The sequence below is a fragment of the Caballeronia mineralivorans PML1(12) genome, from assembly GCF_001028175.1.
Taxonomy (GTDB): Bacteria; Pseudomonadota; Gammaproteobacteria; order Burkholderiales; family Burkholderiaceae; genus Caballeronia; species Caballeronia mineralivorans.
In genome coordinates, this window is sequence record NZ_AEJF01000180.1 from 67,884 (window position 1) to 87,388 (window position 19,505).

At 57.8% G+C, this 19,505-nt stretch carries 10 protein-coding genes, 1 tRNA gene and 2 pseudogenes; 5 read left to right on the forward strand and 8 right to left on the reverse strand.

Annotated features, from left to right (window positions below; all coding sequences use genetic code 11):
- Positions 1 to 59 precede the first annotated feature (59 nt).
- Both EOS_RS30930 and argP read left to right on the forward strand, forming a co-directional pair.
- Positions 60 to 866 (forward strand): class I SAM-dependent methyltransferase, encoded by an 807-nt coding sequence (locus tag EOS_RS30930; RefSeq protein ID WP_047896030.1) that lies wholly within the window; start codon positions 60 to 62, stop codon positions 864 to 866.
- A gap of 1,104 nt (positions 867 to 1,970) precedes the next feature.
- Positions 1,971 to 2,948 carry an HTH-type transcriptional regulator ArgP gene (gene argP, locus EOS_RS30940; RefSeq protein WP_082163569.1) on the forward strand — a complete coding sequence of 326 codons (978 nt, stop codon included), beginning with the start codon at positions 1,971 to 1,973 and terminating at the stop codon, positions 2,946 to 2,948.
- A 323-nt stretch (positions 2,949 to 3,271) separates the two neighbouring features.
- On the opposite strand, the gene EOS_RS47780 is transcribed toward argP, so the two are convergent.
- From EOS_RS47780 to EOS_RS30975, 8 genes and pseudogenes are all read right to left on the reverse strand, one after another.
- A complete protein-coding gene (locus tag EOS_RS47780; RefSeq protein ID WP_082163570.1) occupies positions 3,272 to 4,717 on the reverse strand; it encodes a lysozyme inhibitor LprI family protein in 1,446 nt (481 codons plus the stop codon).
- Positions 4,718 to 4,879: 162 nt separating this feature from the next.
- Positions 4,880 to 4,996, reverse strand: a complete 117-nt coding sequence (locus EOS_RS48365; protein ID WP_082163571.1) for a DUF4236 domain-containing protein — start codon at positions 4,994 to 4,996, stop codon at positions 4,880 to 4,882.
- A 177-nt stretch (positions 4,997 to 5,173) separates the two neighbouring features.
- Positions 5,174 to 11,770: a DUF3320 domain-containing protein gene (locus EOS_RS30950; protein WP_047896008.1), complete on the reverse strand. Its 6,597-nt coding sequence runs from the start codon at positions 11,768 to 11,770 to the stop codon at positions 5,174 to 5,176.
- 630 nt (positions 11,771 to 12,400) lie between these two features.
- Positions 12,401 to 12,648 (reverse strand): annotated as a pseudogene (locus EOS_RS48370) (integrase); the annotation flags it as partial.
- A gap of 57 nt (positions 12,649 to 12,705) precedes the next feature.
- Positions 12,706 to 13,732, reverse strand: a pseudogene (locus tag EOS_RS30960) (IS110 family RNA-guided transposase).
- Positions 13,733 to 13,864: 132 nt separating this feature from the next.
- A tRNA-Leu gene (locus tag EOS_RS30965) sits at positions 13,865 to 13,949 on the reverse strand.
- Between the two features lie 122 nt (positions 13,950 to 14,071).
- Positions 14,072 to 15,232 carry an ABC transporter substrate-binding protein gene (locus EOS_RS30970; RefSeq protein ID WP_047896010.1) on the reverse strand — a complete coding sequence of 387 codons (1,161 nt, stop codon included), beginning with the start codon at positions 15,230 to 15,232 and terminating at the stop codon, positions 14,072 to 14,074.
- A 123-nt stretch (positions 15,233 to 15,355) separates the two neighbouring features.
- The gene (locus EOS_RS30975; protein ID WP_047896011.1) at positions 15,356 to 16,297 is read right to left on the reverse strand and encodes a CysB family HTH-type transcriptional regulator; all 942 of its coding nucleotides are present in this window, start codon (positions 16,295 to 16,297) and stop codon (positions 15,356 to 15,358) included.
- Between the two features lie 220 nt (positions 16,298 to 16,517).
- Here EOS_RS30975 and EOS_RS30980 point away from each other — a divergent pair, with 220 nt between their 5' ends.
- From EOS_RS30980 to EOS_RS30990, 3 genes are read left to right on the forward strand one after another with little or no spacing between them, the layout of a single operon-like run.
- Entirely contained in the window at positions 16,518 to 18,197 is a 1,680-nt protein-coding gene (locus tag EOS_RS30980) for a nitrite/sulfite reductase (protein ID WP_047896012.1), read from the forward strand.
- Between the two features lie 19 nt (positions 18,198 to 18,216).
- Entirely contained in the window at positions 18,217 to 18,756 is a 540-nt protein-coding gene (locus EOS_RS30985) for a DUF934 domain-containing protein (protein ID WP_047896013.1), read from the forward strand.
- Entirely contained in the window at positions 18,753 to 19,484 is a 732-nt protein-coding gene (locus EOS_RS30990; RefSeq protein WP_047896014.1) for a phosphoadenylyl-sulfate reductase, read from the forward strand. The genes EOS_RS30985 and EOS_RS30990 overlap by 4 nt, the downstream gene beginning before the upstream one ends.
- Positions 19,485 to 19,505: the final 21 nt, after the last annotated feature.

The window sequence follows — 19,505 nt, forward strand, 5'->3', positions numbered from 1 at the left end:
TTCGCAGTCCGTTGTGACTACACTGCTGTTCAATTTCCTGATATGAAAGAGGACCAATGATGAGCGAGTATGGTTTGCTTCAAGATACGGAAGATCTGGCGCAGCACTACGAAGCGGTCAATGCCGACCGACAGTTTCGAGCGGGCCTTTCGCTCATCGACGACTATCTGAAGATTCGCGAAGGCGAGGACGTGCTTGACGTCGGAACCGGCACGGGTCAACTGGCAGAATATGTTGCCAGTCGCGTCGGACCGAAAGGACGGGTGTTCGGTATCGATCCGCTGCCGCTGCGCATCGAGTTTGCAGCAAAGAAGGCGAGGCCGAATCTGCATTTTGCGGTCGGTGACGCATACGACCTCGGCCTGTTTGCCGACGCGACTTTTGACGTTGTGTATCTGAACGCAGTACTGCACTGGCTGAACGAAAAACGTCAGCCACTGCGCGAGTTCGCGAGAGTACTTAAACCTGGTGGGCGAATCGGGATCATGGCAGGCGCCAAAGGCCAGGGCGGTGAACTGGGTGAGATCAGGAAGCGTGTGCTGTCGCGTGAACCATTCAACGGTTACCCGGAGACAACCGGTCAACCGCATCCCGTCACGGCCGACGAGCTGACCGATTTGCTGCGCGAAACAGGTTTTGTTGTCGATACAATCGACGTGCTACCGAACCAACAGATGTTCGCTACGCCACAGGCTCTGATTGACTATATCGAAGCGAGTTCATTTGGCAATTTCCTAGGTCACCTGCCTTTTGATCTGAAAGAACGTGCTTCGCGGGAGATCTCGATTGAGTTGGCCCGGCTCGCGACATCCGAAGGCGTGGCACAGGGCGGTGCGCGGCTGTTTGCCTGTGCCACACGATGCTAACCGGCCCGCGAACTGCGTAAGAGACTATAAGCGCCGCTGGATTGCTGAGTGTGATCGGGGCATGGGCTCGATCACCACATTTCATCAGTTTGAGGAATTTGGCTAATCTTAAAACTGATGTAGGGAGATGAAGGTAGGAGGCTAGAGAAGGTTGCGGCGGTGGGCGGAGAATGTTGCTATCCAGAGTAACTTCCAACAATTGAACTTCGCCACCATGACGAAACGATCGCAAAAAACGAACGATAGTCAGGCAGCGAAGCGGTAATTGAAGGCGCGTTCGCGTCTGTGTGCTGAACAATCAGCTCGAACTGAATATCGTGTGCGGTCATGGACTTGAGCACGCGTTTTGGCAAGGTAGCGATCGATCCCATCGAGGGTATTTTGACTTTCTATATTCAAAATTCTTCTTTCCAGAATTGGGGGTGACGGCAGTAAAGGCGGTATTATCAATTGAATTGAAACGGATTAAACTACCGGAAGGCGCCTCGTCCGAAGGATAATATCTCAATCTCGCTATGATGGTGATTGGGGCGCGACCACTCCCAACTGACAATAGATCCGGCGCACACCGCAGATCATGACATGAACTAAAACGGTGCGAGACTGCTAATGGCCGATTAGTTGCGAAGTGGTTTAAAATATTACCGAGATAATTACGATCGTGGCGGTTTAAGATATTAACAAAAGCACACTACTTAAATGTCGTGAAATTCCGTGGTGCTGTTGCTTTAAATTGATCGGCTGTAGGTTTCTAGGAATAAATAGAGCGCGCCCAAGGGGGGCGTGTATGAATGCGTACTGGTATTCACATAAACTTCTCAATTGATGCTCGGGCCGATGCCAGAATATATCCAGTTCTGGAAAGTAAATATATTTCCTGTGTGAGGTGGGGGAGATGTGGGGCGAGGCGAGGGCTCCTCGATCGCATGGCCAAAAGCCGTGGGATGGGTTCGCGCGGCTCCCATGACCGGTTTGAGCGTGGCGATTGTCGTCCGGATGGATATTCACGCTGTATGCGGTCCCTTCTCGGCCGGCGCGGGAGGGTGTTGCGTTGCGCATTGCCAGCGGGCGGCGCGCAACGCTTGGATAGAACAGGACACCTAATTGCTAGATCGATATCAACTGGAAGCCTTCGCCTCGGTCGTCGAAACTATGAGTTTCGAGCGTGCGGCGGAACGGCTCAACGTGACGCGTGCTGCCATTTCGCAACGCATCAAGGCGCTCGAGGAGGCCTTGTCGGCCGCCGTGTTGGTGCGCAGCAAGCCGCTGACGCTAACGCTGGCGGGCGAAGTGCTGTTCAAGCACGTAGCCGCGGTGCGGCTGCTCGAGGCCGATACCTTCAATCAAATCGATCCGCAAGGGAATCGCCGGATCATGCCGCTCGCCGTCGGTGTGGACGTGTATTCCATCGACGCATGGTTCAGCTCGGTGGCACAACAGATAATCAAGCGCAACGTGATCGAGCTTGAAGTTGTCGTCGACGATGCGAATCCGGCATTTCCCGCACTCACGCGCGGCGAGCTCATCGGCAGTGTGTCGACGGTGCCGCGTCCGGTGCACGGCTGCATTGCCGAACCGATCGGAGACATGATCTATCGATGCGTGGCGAGTCCTGCCTTTATGGAGCGCTATTTCGCGAATGGGTTCAGCCTGCATGCGACCGCTTCCGCGCCCGCTGTTTCGGTGGGCCGCGGCAACATGCTGCTCGAGCGCTACTTCGACGCGGCGTTCGGCATGGCCGTCGGCCGATATCGAAAGAATCTGCTTCCTTCAGTCGCTTCGCAACTCGATACGATCGTCGCGGATCTGGGCTACGGCATGCTGCCGGAGCAAACGGTGCTACCGTTACTGGAAAGCGGCCGGCTCGTCGACGTGCGGCGCGACCTGCCGTTTCCGGTGACGCTGTACTGGCATCGCTGGCGTGCCGCGCCGCCGATCTGCGAGGCGATCTCGGTCGAAATTGTCGAATTCGCCCGGGAGATCCTGCAGGAGAGAAAGGGGCACGAGTCGCCGGGGCTGTTCACGACGAGACCGAGCGCGCGGTGTTCGATCTCGATGAGGCCGATGGCTGGATCGGGCTAGTGAACTTCTGCGACACGCGCCGCGATGCGAGTGGTGAGTATCAATACGGTGACGCGCAACCAGGCAAGAGTGCGCGTACGGCGCGACGCTTGCCAGTACGCTGGAGGGACTGGCGCGGCGGCTGGTTGTATTTGCGCCATCAAACTGGCAGCGCGACAATCTAGAACTGCTGCGGGAGTTCGGCATGACGTTTCCAGAGGCGATTATGCAAGCGCACACGAAACCGGGTTGCCTGTTGCCAGCTCAAGGTAGTCGAATACCGATGCGAAATTCCTAGCGTACGCGATTACTCTCGCGCCGCAAAGCTCGAAGACTAAGAACGGCTAATTAGCCTCGACGTTGCCAGTTTGCGCAATCTGCGTGAGCACGGTCTTCTGGTCAGCGTACCAACGCACAAGGCAGTTCCGGTCATGACAGCTCTGCTCGCGGAAGTTCCATTCCCTCCGAGTGCGCTCCCTTAAGGCCGCCTGATCCGTGACGGCAGCCTTCGCTTTGGCAAATGTTGCCGCCAGTTCCACGTCATCCGCTGCAAGTTCAGCATCCTGACAAATCAGGTGTTCCGCATCGGAGCGGGCCTTCGCGCAGTTGAAGCTGGTTTGAAGCGTTACGCCCGAAGTTGGCTCCGATGCCGACGCGGACGACGCTTCAATGGTCATGTCATTCGACAGTGCCCAAGCACTCAGAGGCGTCGAGCCAATGGACATATCGTTCCAAGCAAAACCGTTCGCAACAGCCTTGCCAGACGGGCAACCGACTGTCTGCTTATAAATCACGTCACCCTTGCCAGTCGCCGCGTTAATCGCAAATGCCGCTTTGTCCGACCCGCAAAGATGAGCCTTGCACCCCTCTCCGAAGTAGTAGCCATCCTTCAATTGAATTCCAGCAGAGTTGGTAATGACGAGGCGGTCGGCGATTTTCTTCCATTCGCCCTGTGGAACGTGATTGAACGCTGCCCTGAAACGCCGATCGTTGACTACATCAGACGGATACTTTCCCGCCAGCCACGTCAAATCAGCCGGTGACCGGCGTATCTGTGCGGAATTGGCCGTTGTAGCAGGCAAGGCCACAATGTTGGTCTGACTCACCTTTTCCGTTGGGCTCGCTGCTACCTTTTCAGCGTCGTGCGGGCGATACACCAAGGCAGCAATCGCGACCGCTGCCATGATTCCCACGAACGCCAAGGCTCTGAATCGCACATTTTCCGAGTCAACCGGGAGAGCCGGGCGCGGCGAAATTTCGCCCGTGACCAATGAGTCAAAACGAGCGTTGGCGTCAGCAGTCTCAACGGCCAGCTGCGCCTTTTTCTTTTCGAATGACGCGAGTTGGAAGACACCGTATGAGGTGGCAAATACCAGCAGGACCAGTCCAAGTGAAAAATTCTTGATGAACAGGAAAAAGCACCCCAGAAGGCTCACCAGAAACGAACCGGTGAATACGGGGGACTTCGGCCACGCCAGCACCTTGTTCAGTAGCGATGCAGTAGCTCCTTCTAGCTCGCCACGGTCGCCTTGATGCTCTGCACACTTCTTTTCTATCTCGTACAGCGCCAGCATCGCCTTTTCCTTTTCGGCGAGCGATATCGAACCAATATCTACGGCGAGCCTGATAGCCTTGGTGGTTACCTCGAACTCTCGCGAAAGATTTTCGAGAAGCTCCTGATGCTCCTCGAGTGTTACGGCATCTGCTAGGTCCTCCGCAAGGACATACACCCCGCGAGAATTGAAATACTGCTGGAGAGCAGTTGTGGTGCGCTCTTGTATTTGCCGCACGAAGTCCCGCGTTGCCTGCTCCCGCTTTGAAAGTCGCTCCGTGCTCGCGGAGTCAATACGCCCGCTGGCTGCGACAGCAGACCGAATTGGTCTTGCTGTCCTGCGCCCATTCAGGTTATGCGTGTAGCGGATTCCGGTTCCTGAGATGCTTGTTGTGAGACGTCAACGGGTGTTGTATGTGAATCCCTTACTGCCTATTGCCGTGCTCACCCCACTTTTGCTCAGGTTTATACGTACACCCGGCGCGATTTTTATGCTTTTCCTGAAGCTCCCCCCCATCTCCCGGCCCCCTTTTATTCTTCAATACGACTTGGGATATCTTCTCCAACACGATTTCCCCACTCGACGTCAGCCCGCTCCTGAAGAAGCGCTTTTGGCGCGCCAGTGAAGAAAGACCTGAGGTCTTTCTCGACTACCCTCAATGGATGCGTTTCGTGAGCGTCCGCCCCAAAGAAATTAGACGTTGTTCACAGCCCAAGCCTTCTCCAACCTAAGCCGGCTTACTGCACTGACTTTTCGAAGCCCAATCTCGCGCGCCATGGCCGTCACTCCCGATTGGCGACCGTGACCTTCAGCTTGTAACTCCACTACCAGCGCCCTTAACTCCACCATTGCTATTTCGTCTACGGCACGAGCAGTTCCGACTGAGGGACGACGAAACCGCAACGCCTCGCCGGCATCTCTGGTTTTCATTGAATAGAAGGTCCCAATTTCTTCCGAATTCGCCGCGTAATGCAACTGAGCAAGCCGGCCCACTCGCTCCTGGATTCGAGCGCCAGTTCGCGTCCATCCATGCACGCGCGCAATACGTCGCGCTAACACCTCGTCTTTTACTGGCCCTTCGATACGAACTACATGGTCAATCATCGCTAGCAAACGAGAGTCGTAGCCGAAGTCGAAGAAGGCCTCCGCATCGACGGCGTAATCGCCAAGGCTCAGGTCGACTTCTGCGAAAACGCCATCTTCCGTGCTGGACGTCTGAATGTAGACTGCGTTTCTAGCGAAAGTCATGGGTGGCGAAGCCGCTTGAACGTCTACTAACGCAGCGCCATCCGCATCGTGGATTGCAGACTCACCCTTGGAAAAATCCTTTGCTGTCGACACTATGACATCGTCAATTACCTGCTTTGCGAGGGCGGCGGCATCCGCTTCGGCGTGCAACTTAGCCGCCCGCTGCTCTGTTAGGAGAGCGTTAAGTTGCCCGTGAATCTTCTCGACGGTCCCCGGCATGTCAATCCACCAGTCAGTCGACCATATACGCAAAATCTCCCACCCTAGGCCACGCAAGACCTGCTCGCGCAGTTTGTCCCGGTCTCGCGCGGTCGCCGAGCGATGGTAGGTTGCACCGTCACATTCGATGCCGGCAAGGTAACTGCCTGGCGCATCAGGGTCGACCACCCCCAGGTCGATACGGAACGCCGACACGCCGACTTGGGGATGTAACGTCCAACCCTTGTCCGACAGGGCCACGCAAACCGCCTTTTCGAATGGGCTGTCGAAGTCACCTATGCTGCCAGCAACAGCCTCACCAAGCGCACGCGCACCGCGGTCTGCAAATTCGAGGAAATGCTTCAAGTCGCGCACACCAAGTGCTTGCGTTCTTGACAGGTCCATCTGCTCGGGTCGAAAACTTCCGAACACTCGCAGTTCCTGACGCGCTCGCGTGATCGCAACGTTCAAGCGACGTTCACCACCCTGTTGGTTCATGGGGCCAAAGTTCATCGGCATCGTGCCGTCAACGCCCGGGCCGTAAGTAGTGGAGAAATACATGATGTCGCGCTCGTCGCCTTGCACGCTCTCGATATTTTTGACAAATACAGGCTCGAGTTGCGTATCAAGGAAATAGGACTCGATAGATGGGTCTTTGCGACGTTCCGCATCCAGCAAATCTTCGATGAGAGACTGTTGTTCTGAGTTGAAAGTGACGACCCCAATCGTTAATCCACTGTCGCGAAAACCCGGCGATTTCATCTTTCCGACCAGGTCCGCGACTAACGCTTTCGCCTCAGGCTTGTTGGTCCGCGCACCCCCACGCTCGTATTGTCCGTTCGACACATGGTTAAAGCTTACGGCGCGGTCGTTGGTCACCGGGCTCGGAAATGTAACCAAGTCGCCGTCGTAATAGCGATAATTGGAGAACGCAATAAGGCTCTCGTGGCGGCTACGGTAGTGCCACGACAGTTTCATGGTCGGCAGGTTGGCGCCGATGCACTCTTCGAGGATACTTTCCAGCTCTGTTTCCACATCCGTGTCATCGGCATCCGACTCAGCGCGATCAAAGAAGCTAGTGGGTGGCAACTGCTTCGGGTCGCCGACCATGATGACCTGCTTACCCCGTGCCATTGCACCGATGGCATCCCACACCGGAATCTGCGACGCTTCATCGAAGACAACCACATCGAAGTTCGCCGTCTCCGCGGGAAGGTATTGAGCGATGGACAGCGGGCTCATTAAGAGACATGGCGTCAAACGCATAACCGCGCTCGACGCTTGCGACATCAGCTCCCGCAGTGGTAGATGGCGGGTCTTCTTCTGCATTTCGTAGCGTAGCAGACCCCACTCGGAACCACGCGAAACCCTTTCGGGCGAGGGATGCCCTGCAGAGAGCTGGGCACGCACCCACGCCTGGGTCAGGTTGATGAACCGCTCGTCGAGCTCACGGAAATCGCGGATGCGCTTCTCGTGCTCTGCAGATACAAACGTGCGCAGAACTTCGTCAGCGTCGACGACAGCATTAAGCCACCACCGACAATAGTCAGTTTCGAACGTATCTTTGACCCGTCCAAGGCGAATAGCACCGTTTTCGAGCCCTCTGACGACGGGTGCCAGGCCGAGGGTGAACGCTTGCTGACGCGCTTTTCGCCATGCACACCAAGCGTTGAGCCGATTTGACGTCGTCAGTACGTTGCCTGCTCGCACCGCGACCTCTGCTGGCAACATGTCCTCGAGCGTCCGAATATCAGATTGCGCCAGTCCGCTTGCCAGGGCAAATCGGGATACGGCATCACTGAACGTGCTGAGCGCTTCCGCGTATGCGCGATTAGCTCCCGCAACGATGCCGGTTGGCTCTAGCAGAACATTGCTGTCGCCTAGCAACAACGCGACAGGTGCCTTAACTGCCGCCAGCGTCTCCGGATTTCTAGCAAGAGCGGCGAGAGCGCTCGATATTGCCTCAAAGAAGTCGAGGGCCGGCTGGACAGCTTCGAGCTTCGTTTGCAACCCATTCCAGAGGCCGGACGTCTTGGACGACAGGTCTGTGAATTCCAGTAGGCGAGCATCCAACGACGCGAGCTCGCGCATCTTCTTCAGGTCCGAAGCTGCGCTCGCTCCCGCACGACCTGACTCAACGACCGCGAACCCATCGTCCAGCCAATTACCATTCGTTCGAACCGCGGCCAATGCACCCTGGAAGGTAACGTACGCTTTTGCGACGGCCAAATCCGTCTCATACGCCGACCAGATGGAATCCGTCTCGCTTGCAAGTGAGCTTAGACGGCTAACAATCGTGTCAATCTGGCGCATCTCACGCATGCGCTGCAGGTCTGCTTGCGCTGCGTCTCCGCATTGCCCGCGTCCGACGGGGTCGAGACCAACGTCGTCCCATGAGGCTCTGCTCCGGGCGTTAGCCAAGGCAGTTTGGAAGCCAAGCGCCGCACGCGCGACGTCCAAGTCGGTCTTCAAGCCGGCCCACGCGTCCGACGTCATCAAAGAGAGGTCGTAGAGAGCCCTCGCTTCATTTTGAAGACTATCAATCTTCGCGAGTCGCTCGATATCCGCGCCAATGTCCGGCTCCGCTCCGGCAGTTGCGAGTTCCTTCAACTTTTTGACGAGCGCGCGTCGGCGCATCATGCTCATCGGCCAGGACGAGTCCTGCAGTTCGCTCCAATCGGCCTGGAGCTGATGCACCGTCGCAGTCGGAAGACCTTCCCTGTAAGGGATACTCAGTTGGCTCACGAGCTCATTGCGGCTACGGAGCAGTTCAATGCCTGATGACAGCCGAGACGTTAGGTCTTGATTCCAGGGTTGAGACAGCTGTTCCCGAAGCTCTCCGTATCGAGTAAGTTGACTGATACCGACACGCAGGTCTTCGAGCACCTGATTGCCACAAGGTAACGAAAGGGAACTGTGAAGCTGGCGGTGACGTTCAACCAGCGGCACAGCCTGTCGCAGGCTGTCGGTTATCGTCTTCGCGTCAGGACGCAAGACGAACCGCCAATCGCGACCGGAGGCTGCCGGCAACGTCGATGCCAAGCGCCGAAGTCCATTGCGGACTCCAGATTCGAGCGGCAAGAGAGGCAGCCCGATTGCGGTCCTCACCCGTTCTGCCGCTGCCTCGAACGCTGTGACGGAAGGCTCAACTCCACGCGCCGCGTCAAGGAGAGCGGCCTGCCATATCGGAGACCATTCAGTCTGGACAATGTGCGCCAGTGGGTTCGCTGTGAGCTGCCCTTCCCCCATTACCTTCGCGTGAACGTCAAGGAGCTCAGCGGTTTCGCGTAGGTGACGTATTGCCGCCGTGTCGTGGACCCGCGCGGAGGGCCATGAAAGCTGAAGGACGGGGAGGTCATGTCCGCCGACCACCTTCCCGATTGCTTCGTACACGTTTAAGCCATTGGAGTGACGAAGATGCAGGCGCTCGACGTAGCCATTCAGTTGCGAGCGAAGTACCTCAAGCCGTTCAGCCTCCGCGTGCCATTCTTCTGGAGCCATCGCAGAAGCCGCGTCCCATGAGGTCCGAAGCTGCTCCAACACTTCCGTCTTGCGCGCCTTGCTTGAATGCAGCTCCAAACAGAAGTTTCCAAGACCCACGTCTGCCAGACGCCGGTACACGACATCCAACGCTGCCATTTTTTCGGAAACGAACAGGACACGCTTGCGCTCGGCCAAGCACTGCGCAATGAGATTCGAGATAGTCTGGCTCTTTCCCGTGCCGGGCGGTCCAATCAGGACGAAGTCCTTTCCCTTGCTGCCGGCAACGACCGCCGAGAGTTGGGAGGAATCGGCTGGTAGCGGACAGAACGTCTCTTTGACGGGCAGCTCAACGTCGAGTCTGCGAACATCGGGGAACTCGACAGCGCTCACGTAGGAGTCGCGCGGGGTATCGATAAGATGACGAACGACGGCATTCAGCTTCAGTTGTTCCGTCCGCTCGGTCAAGTCCTTCCACATCAGGTATTTCGCGAACGAAAACGTGGCGAGCACGACGTCTTCTGCGACTTCCCAACCTTTAATGTCCTTGACCGCATTGGACACAGTTTTCCAAATCCCGGCTATGTCAAGGCCCGATTCGTCCTTCGGCAGTTCCGTGTCGTGCACGCCTAACTCAAGTTCGAAATCCTGACGTAACATCTCAACGAGCGTCGGATTGAAGCGCGGCTCGTCATCGTAAAGTTTCAAGCTGAATCCCGAGCGTGCGCTGCGACGCTCGAGTGCGACTGGAACCAAAATGAGAGGCGCCCGAAACTTTTTGCCATCTTTGTCATCCCGAGTCCACGACAGGAACCCAAGTGCGAGATAAAGCGTATTTGAGCCGCCTTCTTGAAGGCTGGTCCGGGAGGCCCGGTACAGCTCGACGAGGCGGGAATCCATTTCGTCCTCAGCCAGACCAACGAAGACTTCCTTGCGCTTCAATGCCTCGAGTGCGTGTTGCCGACGAGGGTTCTCACGCTCTCGCCCTTCATAGATGGCCTGATTCCGTGGGTCGTTGCCGTCCATGAGGTCGGGGCGGGTCAACAGCTTGATAGCGTGCCCTTCCGCAAGGATGTCCTCGAGATAGCCAGGGTCGGGCGAATCAAGCTTGAGCGACTTTTTGCCGGCTTTAAAACTGAGCAGATTGTTTCGCAGCGAAAGGTCGAGGAGCTTACGCTGCCAACGTGTCAGGCGGTCTTCCGGGCGTTCCTCGCCGTCATCGGGCTTGGCGTCATCCAGTTCATCTGGCAACTCCGGAGCGTCTTCGAACGCGGGCTGGGTATCTATTGCCTCCGTCCCTGCGGTCCCACGGGCGATGGCATGTTCGCTCGCCAGCGGCTTGATGCGCTGGAGACGGGCACGCCTGATATCGACGGCTAGCTGAAATTTTGGTTCTTCTTCCTCAGAAATCTGTTCTTCGCCCTTCGCAATCGCAAAGCTAAATGGCGGAAGTGGTCGATGAGTCAGAAGGGTCGACTCGAAAAGCACCATCTCCTTTAGCTTCACGCGCTTCCGGAGAGCGGTGACGTCGTCGATTACGGACGTCGAAAACTCCTCGCTCTTCAGCCAGACGCCAGGGAACGCATGCCCGTGGGTGAATACGAGAATGGAGTTCAGGCCAGCCTGCTCCAGCGCTGCGCAAGCGAACAGAGCAAGGTCCAAACACGTTCCGAGCCCAGAGTCAGCAATCTGGCTTGGGCTGCGCACCTTCTGCCCTGTGTGCTCGAAACTTGCCGGCGGCAAAGCGTAGTCGAGGCCCATCGAGCCGATGGCGTTCCATATCGCCGACGCAAGCTCCCAGGCACGGCGCGCGCCCTCCTGGTAACCGTTAATCGCGCCGGATTTCCCTGCTTTGCGGAGCACGTCGGCCGCCTGCTTCAGGACACGTTCTACGGCCTGCTCATTCGGCTGCACGAATGCGGCGACCATGTCCGGCATCGAAGAGAGACCGCCCCACTGATTGCGTGGCAGGAGTTCGACCGACGTTTCAAACATCGCAACTTCGGGCAAATCGGGGGCGCCCGAGTAAAGACGGAAAGTGACGGTTGCCTTCTCTGCTTCCGTGAGGCGACCGAGTAGCGGGCCGTCGAGCCCGAGGTCTAACTCATTGACTCGGACACTTTGCCCGGCACCAACATGGTCAATGTGCCAAGTTTTTGTTTTCAGGAACGCGGGCTCGGACCTGACCGTCAGCCGGAGCTCTCTGATATCCCGCTCGGTGTCATTGATAACTGCAAGTTCCCGCACAACCGGGACTGCATTCTGGAAGTCTGCGAGATTGACTTTGCCAGCTAGGGTGCTCTCAATGCGAACAACGCGCGGCGCTACCGGCTCTAGCACCGGTTCTTGATTGACTTCTTCCACTTGGCCCCCGTCTCTATGCGGTGCGGCCGCGCCATGGCGCGGCACTCTCGAGTATTTTGTTTTTGCTTCTGAAACGCCCGCGCCGTATGCAGATGAAATTTAGGGCCCGGAAGCTTCCAATGATGTCACGCACCACAAGCCGGCGTGATGTTCGATTGTGCCAATATGCTCCCGTCGTGCCTCGCGTGATACGCCGAATTGACGGCAAAAGGTGCGCCTTTCCGGCGGACGACAGGACAAGTATCTCTTTCCCCGAAGAGCAAATTAACCAACGACCTCGGTTGAGATGTCGGCCCGTTCGGCCGTCTCGTGCATTGGCCGACGACTACCGTCGTAGAGGTTCAGCAACACTGGTGACGGTCGTAGCACGACGGATATTGCTTCCGTGCACATCTGGCAGTTGATCATCTCCGATTTAAGGTCGGATACTGTCCACTGCAGCTGTTTCACCTCGGGTGTCGCTTCACGGAGAAGCATCGTGAATGAGTTGCCGGAAGGGTGAGCGCGATTGCGGCGATGCTCGCTGGTCCGTCGCGCTCGCGGCGTGGTGTCGGGCAGCTCCCGTTACAGCGCGGTGTCTACGCAAGTTTGATACTCCCACTGTCTTGAGGCAATCGGAGCCAATCGGAGCTATCTTGCAGCGGCCCCAATGATTGGAATAATCTGCGCACCCACTTTCAGGCAATCTAGGTAGTTTGCCCATAGCTGCATCATCGTACGTCTTTCCCTTATGAACTTTGTTCGGTGTAGGCCGAACCTAAGTTATCCGGTACCGCGTGTGTGAGCTGGTGCTCGATTACTTCTGGCTTTTGCTCCAATTCTTCATGCAAGATGGTGCGAGCCATCGCGCGGAAACCGTGACCGGTGATTTCTGTTTTCAGCGACCGCAAAACCAGGTGGGTGTACTTCGGTAAATCGTGTGTGGAGTCGGGCGCTTAGCTTGACATGACGCCCGCTGCCGCATCGAACGTGGTGCGGTGGGTGGCGAGCGCCCAGGCCGTTCGTGCCAGTTTGTTGGCCAACGCACAGGCCACTACGTTCGGATGTCGGCGTGTGAGCATGGCTCGAACCCATTCGGCCAGGCGGCCGGTTTGCCGGTCGAGCCGCTGCATGTAGGCTCTGGCGCACTGCGCCAGCAGACGCCGGATGTTCTTGTCACCTCGCTTGGCTGATGCCCAGCAGGTTGGCCTTGCCGCCTGTACTGTACTGGCGAGGCACCAGCCCGATGGACGCCGCAAAGTCCCGGCTGCAGCCGTACTGCTTGCCGTCGCCCATCTCGGCAGCCAGCACGCTCGCCGTGACCGAGCCGACGCCAGGAATCGACAGCAGACGCTGACCGAGGTCGTCGTCGGCGAGCTGCCGGGCCATTTCCTTGTCGATCTCACCGATCTGTTCGCTGAGGTACTTGAAGTGGGCATGCAGCCGCTCGAGGATCATGATCAGGCGCGGCGGCAGCGGGTGCTCGGCGAGCACCGCCGGCAAGCGTGTGACAACCGCCTGACCGATCGGCAGGCTAATGCCGAACTCAAGCAGGAAACCGTGCATCTGGTTGATCGTCTTCGTGCGATCGCGGATCAGCGATTCGCGAACCCGGTGCAGGGCCGACAGTGTTTGCTGCGATTCGGTCTTCGGCGTAACAAACCGCATGGACGGGCGTGAAGCCGCCTCGCAGATCGCCTCGGCGTCCACGAAGTCGTTCTTGTTGCTCTTGACGAAGGGCCGCACGAATTGCGGCGAGATGAGCTTGACCTGATGCCCGAAGGTGCCCAGTTTGCGGGCCATGTGATGGGCGCCGGCGCAGGCTTCCATGACGACAGTGCAGGCATGGAAGGTAGCGAAAAACTCAACGAGCTGTTTGCGACTGACCTTCTTGCGGAACACGGCTTTGCCGTGCTGATCCTGGCCGTGCAGGTGAAACGAGTGTTTGCCTAGATCGATTCCAACCAGCGTCACGCTTTGCATGATGGTCTCCAGAAACAAAACACCCTACAGCGCAACTCGCGTGTAGGGTGGGAGTGACCATCTCATTAAACCCGCCAAGCCTTGAGCTATAGCGGGTTTTCGAACTTCATCGGAATTCTGCAGAACTGTATGTGGTGCCCGGGGCCGGAATCGAACCGGCACGCCTTGCGGCGGGGGATTTTGAGTCCCCTGCGTCTACCAATTTCACCACCCGGGCAAACAGCATTTGAACTTGCCGACTGAGACGGAAAAAATCCGACGCCAACCGGCAAGTCAGCGATTATGCCGAAAATCGTTTCCGCGGGCAAGCCCTTGGACGCTTGCAGCAGGCCACCGCGTTCACTGGCTCAAATACGTGAACTGGCCGTTCTTGATGATGCCCATCACGCTCGCCCGCTGATCGAGGCCGACGTGATCGGTGGCGCTGGTGCTTACCACGCCGTTTGGTACAACCAGCTCATGCGCGTGCTCCAGTTCCGTTCGCAACGCCACGCGAAACGCTACTGTCCCAGGTTGTCCCGCCTTCAGCGCACGCCCGATCGCATCCTGCAACCGTGGATAAACGCCCGCTGCATCGCCGGCAAACTGTGTCACCGTGCCCTTTCCATACTGGGCTTCGTACGCATCGACGAAAGCGAGCGCCGCCTTCTTCGACGGATGATCCGCCGGCAACGTCCGCGCGACTACCACCGGCTGAGTCGGGAACAGCGTGCCTTCCACGTCCTTGCCGCCGAGCTTGATGAACTCCGGCGTGGCAATCCCATGTGTCTGATAAATCGCGCCCTTGTAGCCGTGCTCGACCAGCGTGCGCTGCGGCAACACGGTCGGCGTGCCCGCGCCGGCAATCAGCACCGCATCCGGCTTCGCGGCCATCAGTTTCAGAATCTGGCCAGTCACGCTGGCATCGGTGCGATTGAAACGCTCGCTCGCGACCACCTTGATATGCCGCAGCTCGGCGAACTTCGAAAACTCGTTGAACCAGCTATCGCCGTAACTATCGGCGAAACCGATGAAACCGACCGTCTTCACGTTCCGGTTGACCATCGTGCGGGTCATGACGTCGGCCATTGCACGGTCGGTCTGGGCCATCTTGAACGCCCACACCTTCTTGCCTTCCTGCGGTTCGACAACCGATGCCGAGCCGATCAGCGTGATCATCGGCGTTTGATATTCGGCGACCGGATCGAGCGCCGCAAGCGCTGCCGGCGTGATGTTCGGGCCGACGATCACATCGACCTTGTCTTCTGTAATCAGCTTGCGGATATTGCGCACGGCAGCACCCGGATCGGAGCCATCGTCCAGAATGATGTAGTCGGCCTGCTGGCCTGCAATGGTCTTCGGCCACATCAGCATGGCGTTCTTGCTCGTGATGCCGATGGCCGCGGCCGGACCCGTGCTCGACAAATCGATACCGACTTTCAGTTGCGCGCTGGCCGCCGCGCTGAAAAGCGCGAGCGCGCCGAACATCAGCGCCGGGCGCATGAACTTCGACAACTTCATTGGATGGTCTCCGCGAAGAGGTGTGGTTTAAAAATGCTGAAGTGTGGGGCTGACAAAAAAACGCGTGGCGTCTGATCTGGCAAAGCGCGAGCATTCCCCGCGCTTTTGCCGGAATCCACTGAATCAAAGCTCGTAGCTTTCGTGCTCGCCTGACAGCGCCTGCTCGATCAGCTTGCGGTTCATCGAAGGCGAGAGCAGCTCGACCAGCGTGTACACGTAGCTACGCAGATACGCGCCCTGCTTGAGCGCCAACCGTGTGACATTCGAACCGAATAGATGACCGACGGGCATCGCGCGAAGGTGTTTATCGCGTTCCGGATTAAAGGCCATATCGGCGAGAATGCCCACGCCCAGACCCAGCTCCACGTAAGTCTTGATCACGTCCGAATCAATAGCTTCCAGTACGATGTCGGGCGTCAGATTGCGCAGTGCGAACGCCTGGTTGATTTTCGAGCGGCCGGCGAACGCGTTGTCGTACGTGATGATCGGGTATTGGGCGAGGTCATCGAGCGTCAGCAGTTTCCGCTCAAGCAGTGGATGATCCGGCTGCATGACCGCCAGGTGATGCCACTGGAAGCAGGGCAGCGATACGAGCTCTTTATAGTTGGCGAGGGCCTCGGTGGCGATGGCGATATCCGCCTGATCGTGGATGACCATTTCGGCCACCTGCGTCGGGCTGCCTTGCAAAATGGACAAATGCACCTTGGGGAAGCGCTTTTTAAACTCCGCGATAGCCGTCGGCAGCGAATAACGGGCCTGCGTATGCGTGGCGGCGATCACGAGATTGCCCTGATCCTGCGCCGCGTAATCTTTACCGACGCGCTTCAGGCTTTCCACTTCCTGCAAGATTTTTTCCACCGATGCCAGGATAATTCGCCCCGGTTCGGTTAGCGACCGCACCCGTTTCCCATGCCGGGTGAAGATCTCGACCCCGAGTTCATCTTCCAGCTCAATGATCGCTTTCGATACCCCCGGCTGCGATGTGAACAGTGCCTTGGCGGCTTCGGTGAGGTTGTAGTTCTGCCGGACGGCCTCGCGCACGAAGCGGAACTGGTGCAGATTCATATATAACCCATCCGCATATCAAAGTAATTTATCAGTCGTTTGCAATATATAGGAAGTTTATTACCATCGAGCCAATTTTTCCAATATCGATATCTGTATTTGTCATAAGCAAATGAACGCATTGTCCGAACGGCGTTCCGCTCGATGAATCTACCTATTTCGATGTGCGGCGTGGCTAGGACGCCGTACTCGCGGAACTACTAAAAACTGGGGCCCCCGAATGTATCAATACGATCAGATCGACCAGAAAATCGTCGACGAACGCGTCGCTCAATACAGCGACCAAGTGCGCCGTCGCTTGTCCGGCGAGTTGAGCGAGGAAGAATTCCGGCCGCTGCGCCTGCAGAACGGCCTGTACATGCAGCGGCACGCGTACATGCACCGCATCGCCATTCCGTACGGCAACTTGCGCAGCGACCAGATGCGCATGCTCGGCACCATCGCGCGTGAACACGACCGCGGCTACGGCCACTTTTCGACGCGCACCAACATCCAGTTCAACTGGATCCAGCTCGAAGAAACGCCGGAAATCCTGCGCAAGCTGGCGTCGGTGCAAATGCACGGCATCCAGACGTCGGGCAATTGCATTCGCAACATCACTGCCGATCAATTTGCTGGCGTGGCGCCCGATGAAATCGTCGATCCGCGTCCGTGGGCCGAAATCCTGCGTCAATGGTCGACGTTCCACCCCGAATTCGCGTGGCTGCCGCGTAAGTTCAAGGTCGCGGTGAATGGCTCGGTGGAAGATCGCGCGGCCGTGCAAGTGCACGACCTGGGCGTGTACCTGAAGAAAAACGCGGCCGGCGAAGTGGTCGCGAGCATTCTCGCGGGCGGTGGGCTGGGGCGTACGCCTATCGTTGGTGCGGTGATCAAGGAAGATCTGCCGTGGCAGCACCTGTTGACGTACTGCGAAGCCGTGTTGCGTGTGTATAACCGCTACGGCCGTCGCGACAATATGTATAAGGCGCGGATCAAGATTCTCGTGAAGGCGCTGAGCCCCGCGAAATTCGCGCAGCAAGTGGAAGAAGAATGGGCGCATTTGAAGGACGGTCCTTCCACGCTCACGCAAGAAGAACTCACGCGCGTCTCGCAGTTCTTCGCGCCGCCCGCTTATGAAAAGCTGCCGGATACGGATGCATCGTACGAAAAGCATCTCATCGACAGCAAGCCGTTCGCGCGCTGGATCGAACGCAATGTACGGCCGCACAAGGTGCCGGGTTATGCATCGGTGACGTTGTCGCTTAAGCCGACCGGCATTGCACCGGGCGATGCGACGGACAAGCAGATGGAAGCGGTTGCCGATCTCGCCGACGAATTCTCGTTCGGTGAAATCCGGGTCTCGCACGAGCAGAACCTGATCCTCGCGAACGTGAAGAAGCGCGATCTGCATACGGTGTGGGAACGGGCGAAGGCGCTGGGTTTCGCGACATCGAATATTGGCCTGCTGACCGACATCATTGCGTGCCCGGGCGGCGATTTCTGCTCGCTCGCAAACGCCAAGTCGATCCCGATTGCGCAAGCTATTCAAGAGCGTTTCAGCGATCTCGACTACGTGTACGACCTCGGTGACCTGACGCTCAACATTTCGGGTTGTATCAACGCGTGCGGTCATCATCACATTGGCAACATTGGTGTGCTCGGTGTCGATAAGGATGGCTCGGAGTGGTATCAGGTCACGCTTGGCGGCGAGCAGAGCTCGGGCGCAACGGGCGCGCATCTTGGCCGCGTGATCGGCCCGTCGTTCTCGGCGGAAGAGATGCCCGACGTGGTGTCGCAAGTGATCGATACGTTCGTTGAGAACCGCATTGAAGGCGAGCGTTTTATCGAGACGTATGGCCGTATCGGCATCGCGCCGTTCAAGGAACGCGTGTACGCGTCGCGCCAGCCGGCGCATGCTTGAGTCGCTAAGGAATAAGCACATGGCTTTGATTATCAAGAATCGCGAAGTGGTTGAAGACGGCTGGACCGTGGTGCGCGCCGGTGAAGACGGCACGCTGCCCGCAGTCGATGCACTCTTGCCGGCCAAGGTGATCGTCCCGTTCACGTGGTGGAAAGAGCACAAGAACGCGCTGAGCGCGGCGCAGAAGAAAGAACCGATCGGCGTATGGCTCGCACCCGACGATGAACCCGCTGAACTGGTTGAAGACTTCGACAAGATCGTGCTGATCGCCGTCGATTTCCCGAAGTTCAGCGATGGCCGCGGTTTCAGCATCGGCCGTTTGTTGCGCGAGCGTTATCACTGGACGGGCGAGCTGCGGGCTATCGGCGACGTGCTGCGCGACCAGTTGCGCTTTCACGCACGTTGCGGTTTCGACGCCTTTGCCGTGCGCGCCGATAAGGACATTCACGACGCGCTGAATGCATTCGGCGAATTGAGCATCCCGTATCAAGGCGCGGTGGACAATCCGGAACCGCTGTTCCGCCGTCGTGGCGCGGCCATTTCCGGAGCGTCTGCATGAATGCCGACCTGCAAGCCAAAGTCGAACGTCTTGATGCACTGCTCGATTCCATCGCGCAACGTCATGCGAACGTCAAGTTAGCCAGCAGCCTCGCCGCCGAAGATATGTTGCTCACGCATGCCATTCTTTCGCGCGGCGTGAGGATCGGCATTTTCTCGCTGAACACCGGTCGTCTGCACGCTGAAACACTGGGCATGATCGATCGCGTGAAAGAGCGTTATGGCTACGACATCGAACAGTTTCATCCGCAGCCGGAAGCGGTCGAGGAATATGTCCGCGATCACGGTCTGAATGCGTTCTATGAAAGCGTCGATCTGCGCAAAAGCTGCTGCGGTATTCGCAAGGTCGAGCCGTTGAATCGTGCGCTGAAGGACGTGAGCGCGTGGGTCACGGGGCAGCGCCGCGAGCAATCGGTAACGCGCGTAGAGTTGCATGAAGAAGAGCACGACGCGCCGCGCGACATCGCCAAGTTCAATCCGCTCGCGGACTGGACCGAAGCCGATGTATGGGCGTATCTGAAAGCCTTCGATGTTCCCGTCAACCCGCTGCATGCGCGCGGTTATCCGAGCATTGGCTGTGAGCCGTGCACGCGTGCGATCCGTCCGGGCGAAGACAGCCGGGCAGGGCGCTGGTGGTGGGAATCGCGGGACACGAAGGAATGCGGCTTGCACGTGACGAACATCAGGATCGTGGAAGACCGGAGCGCCGCGCCGAGCTCGGCGCTCTGAACGTATTTGAATTTGACGCAT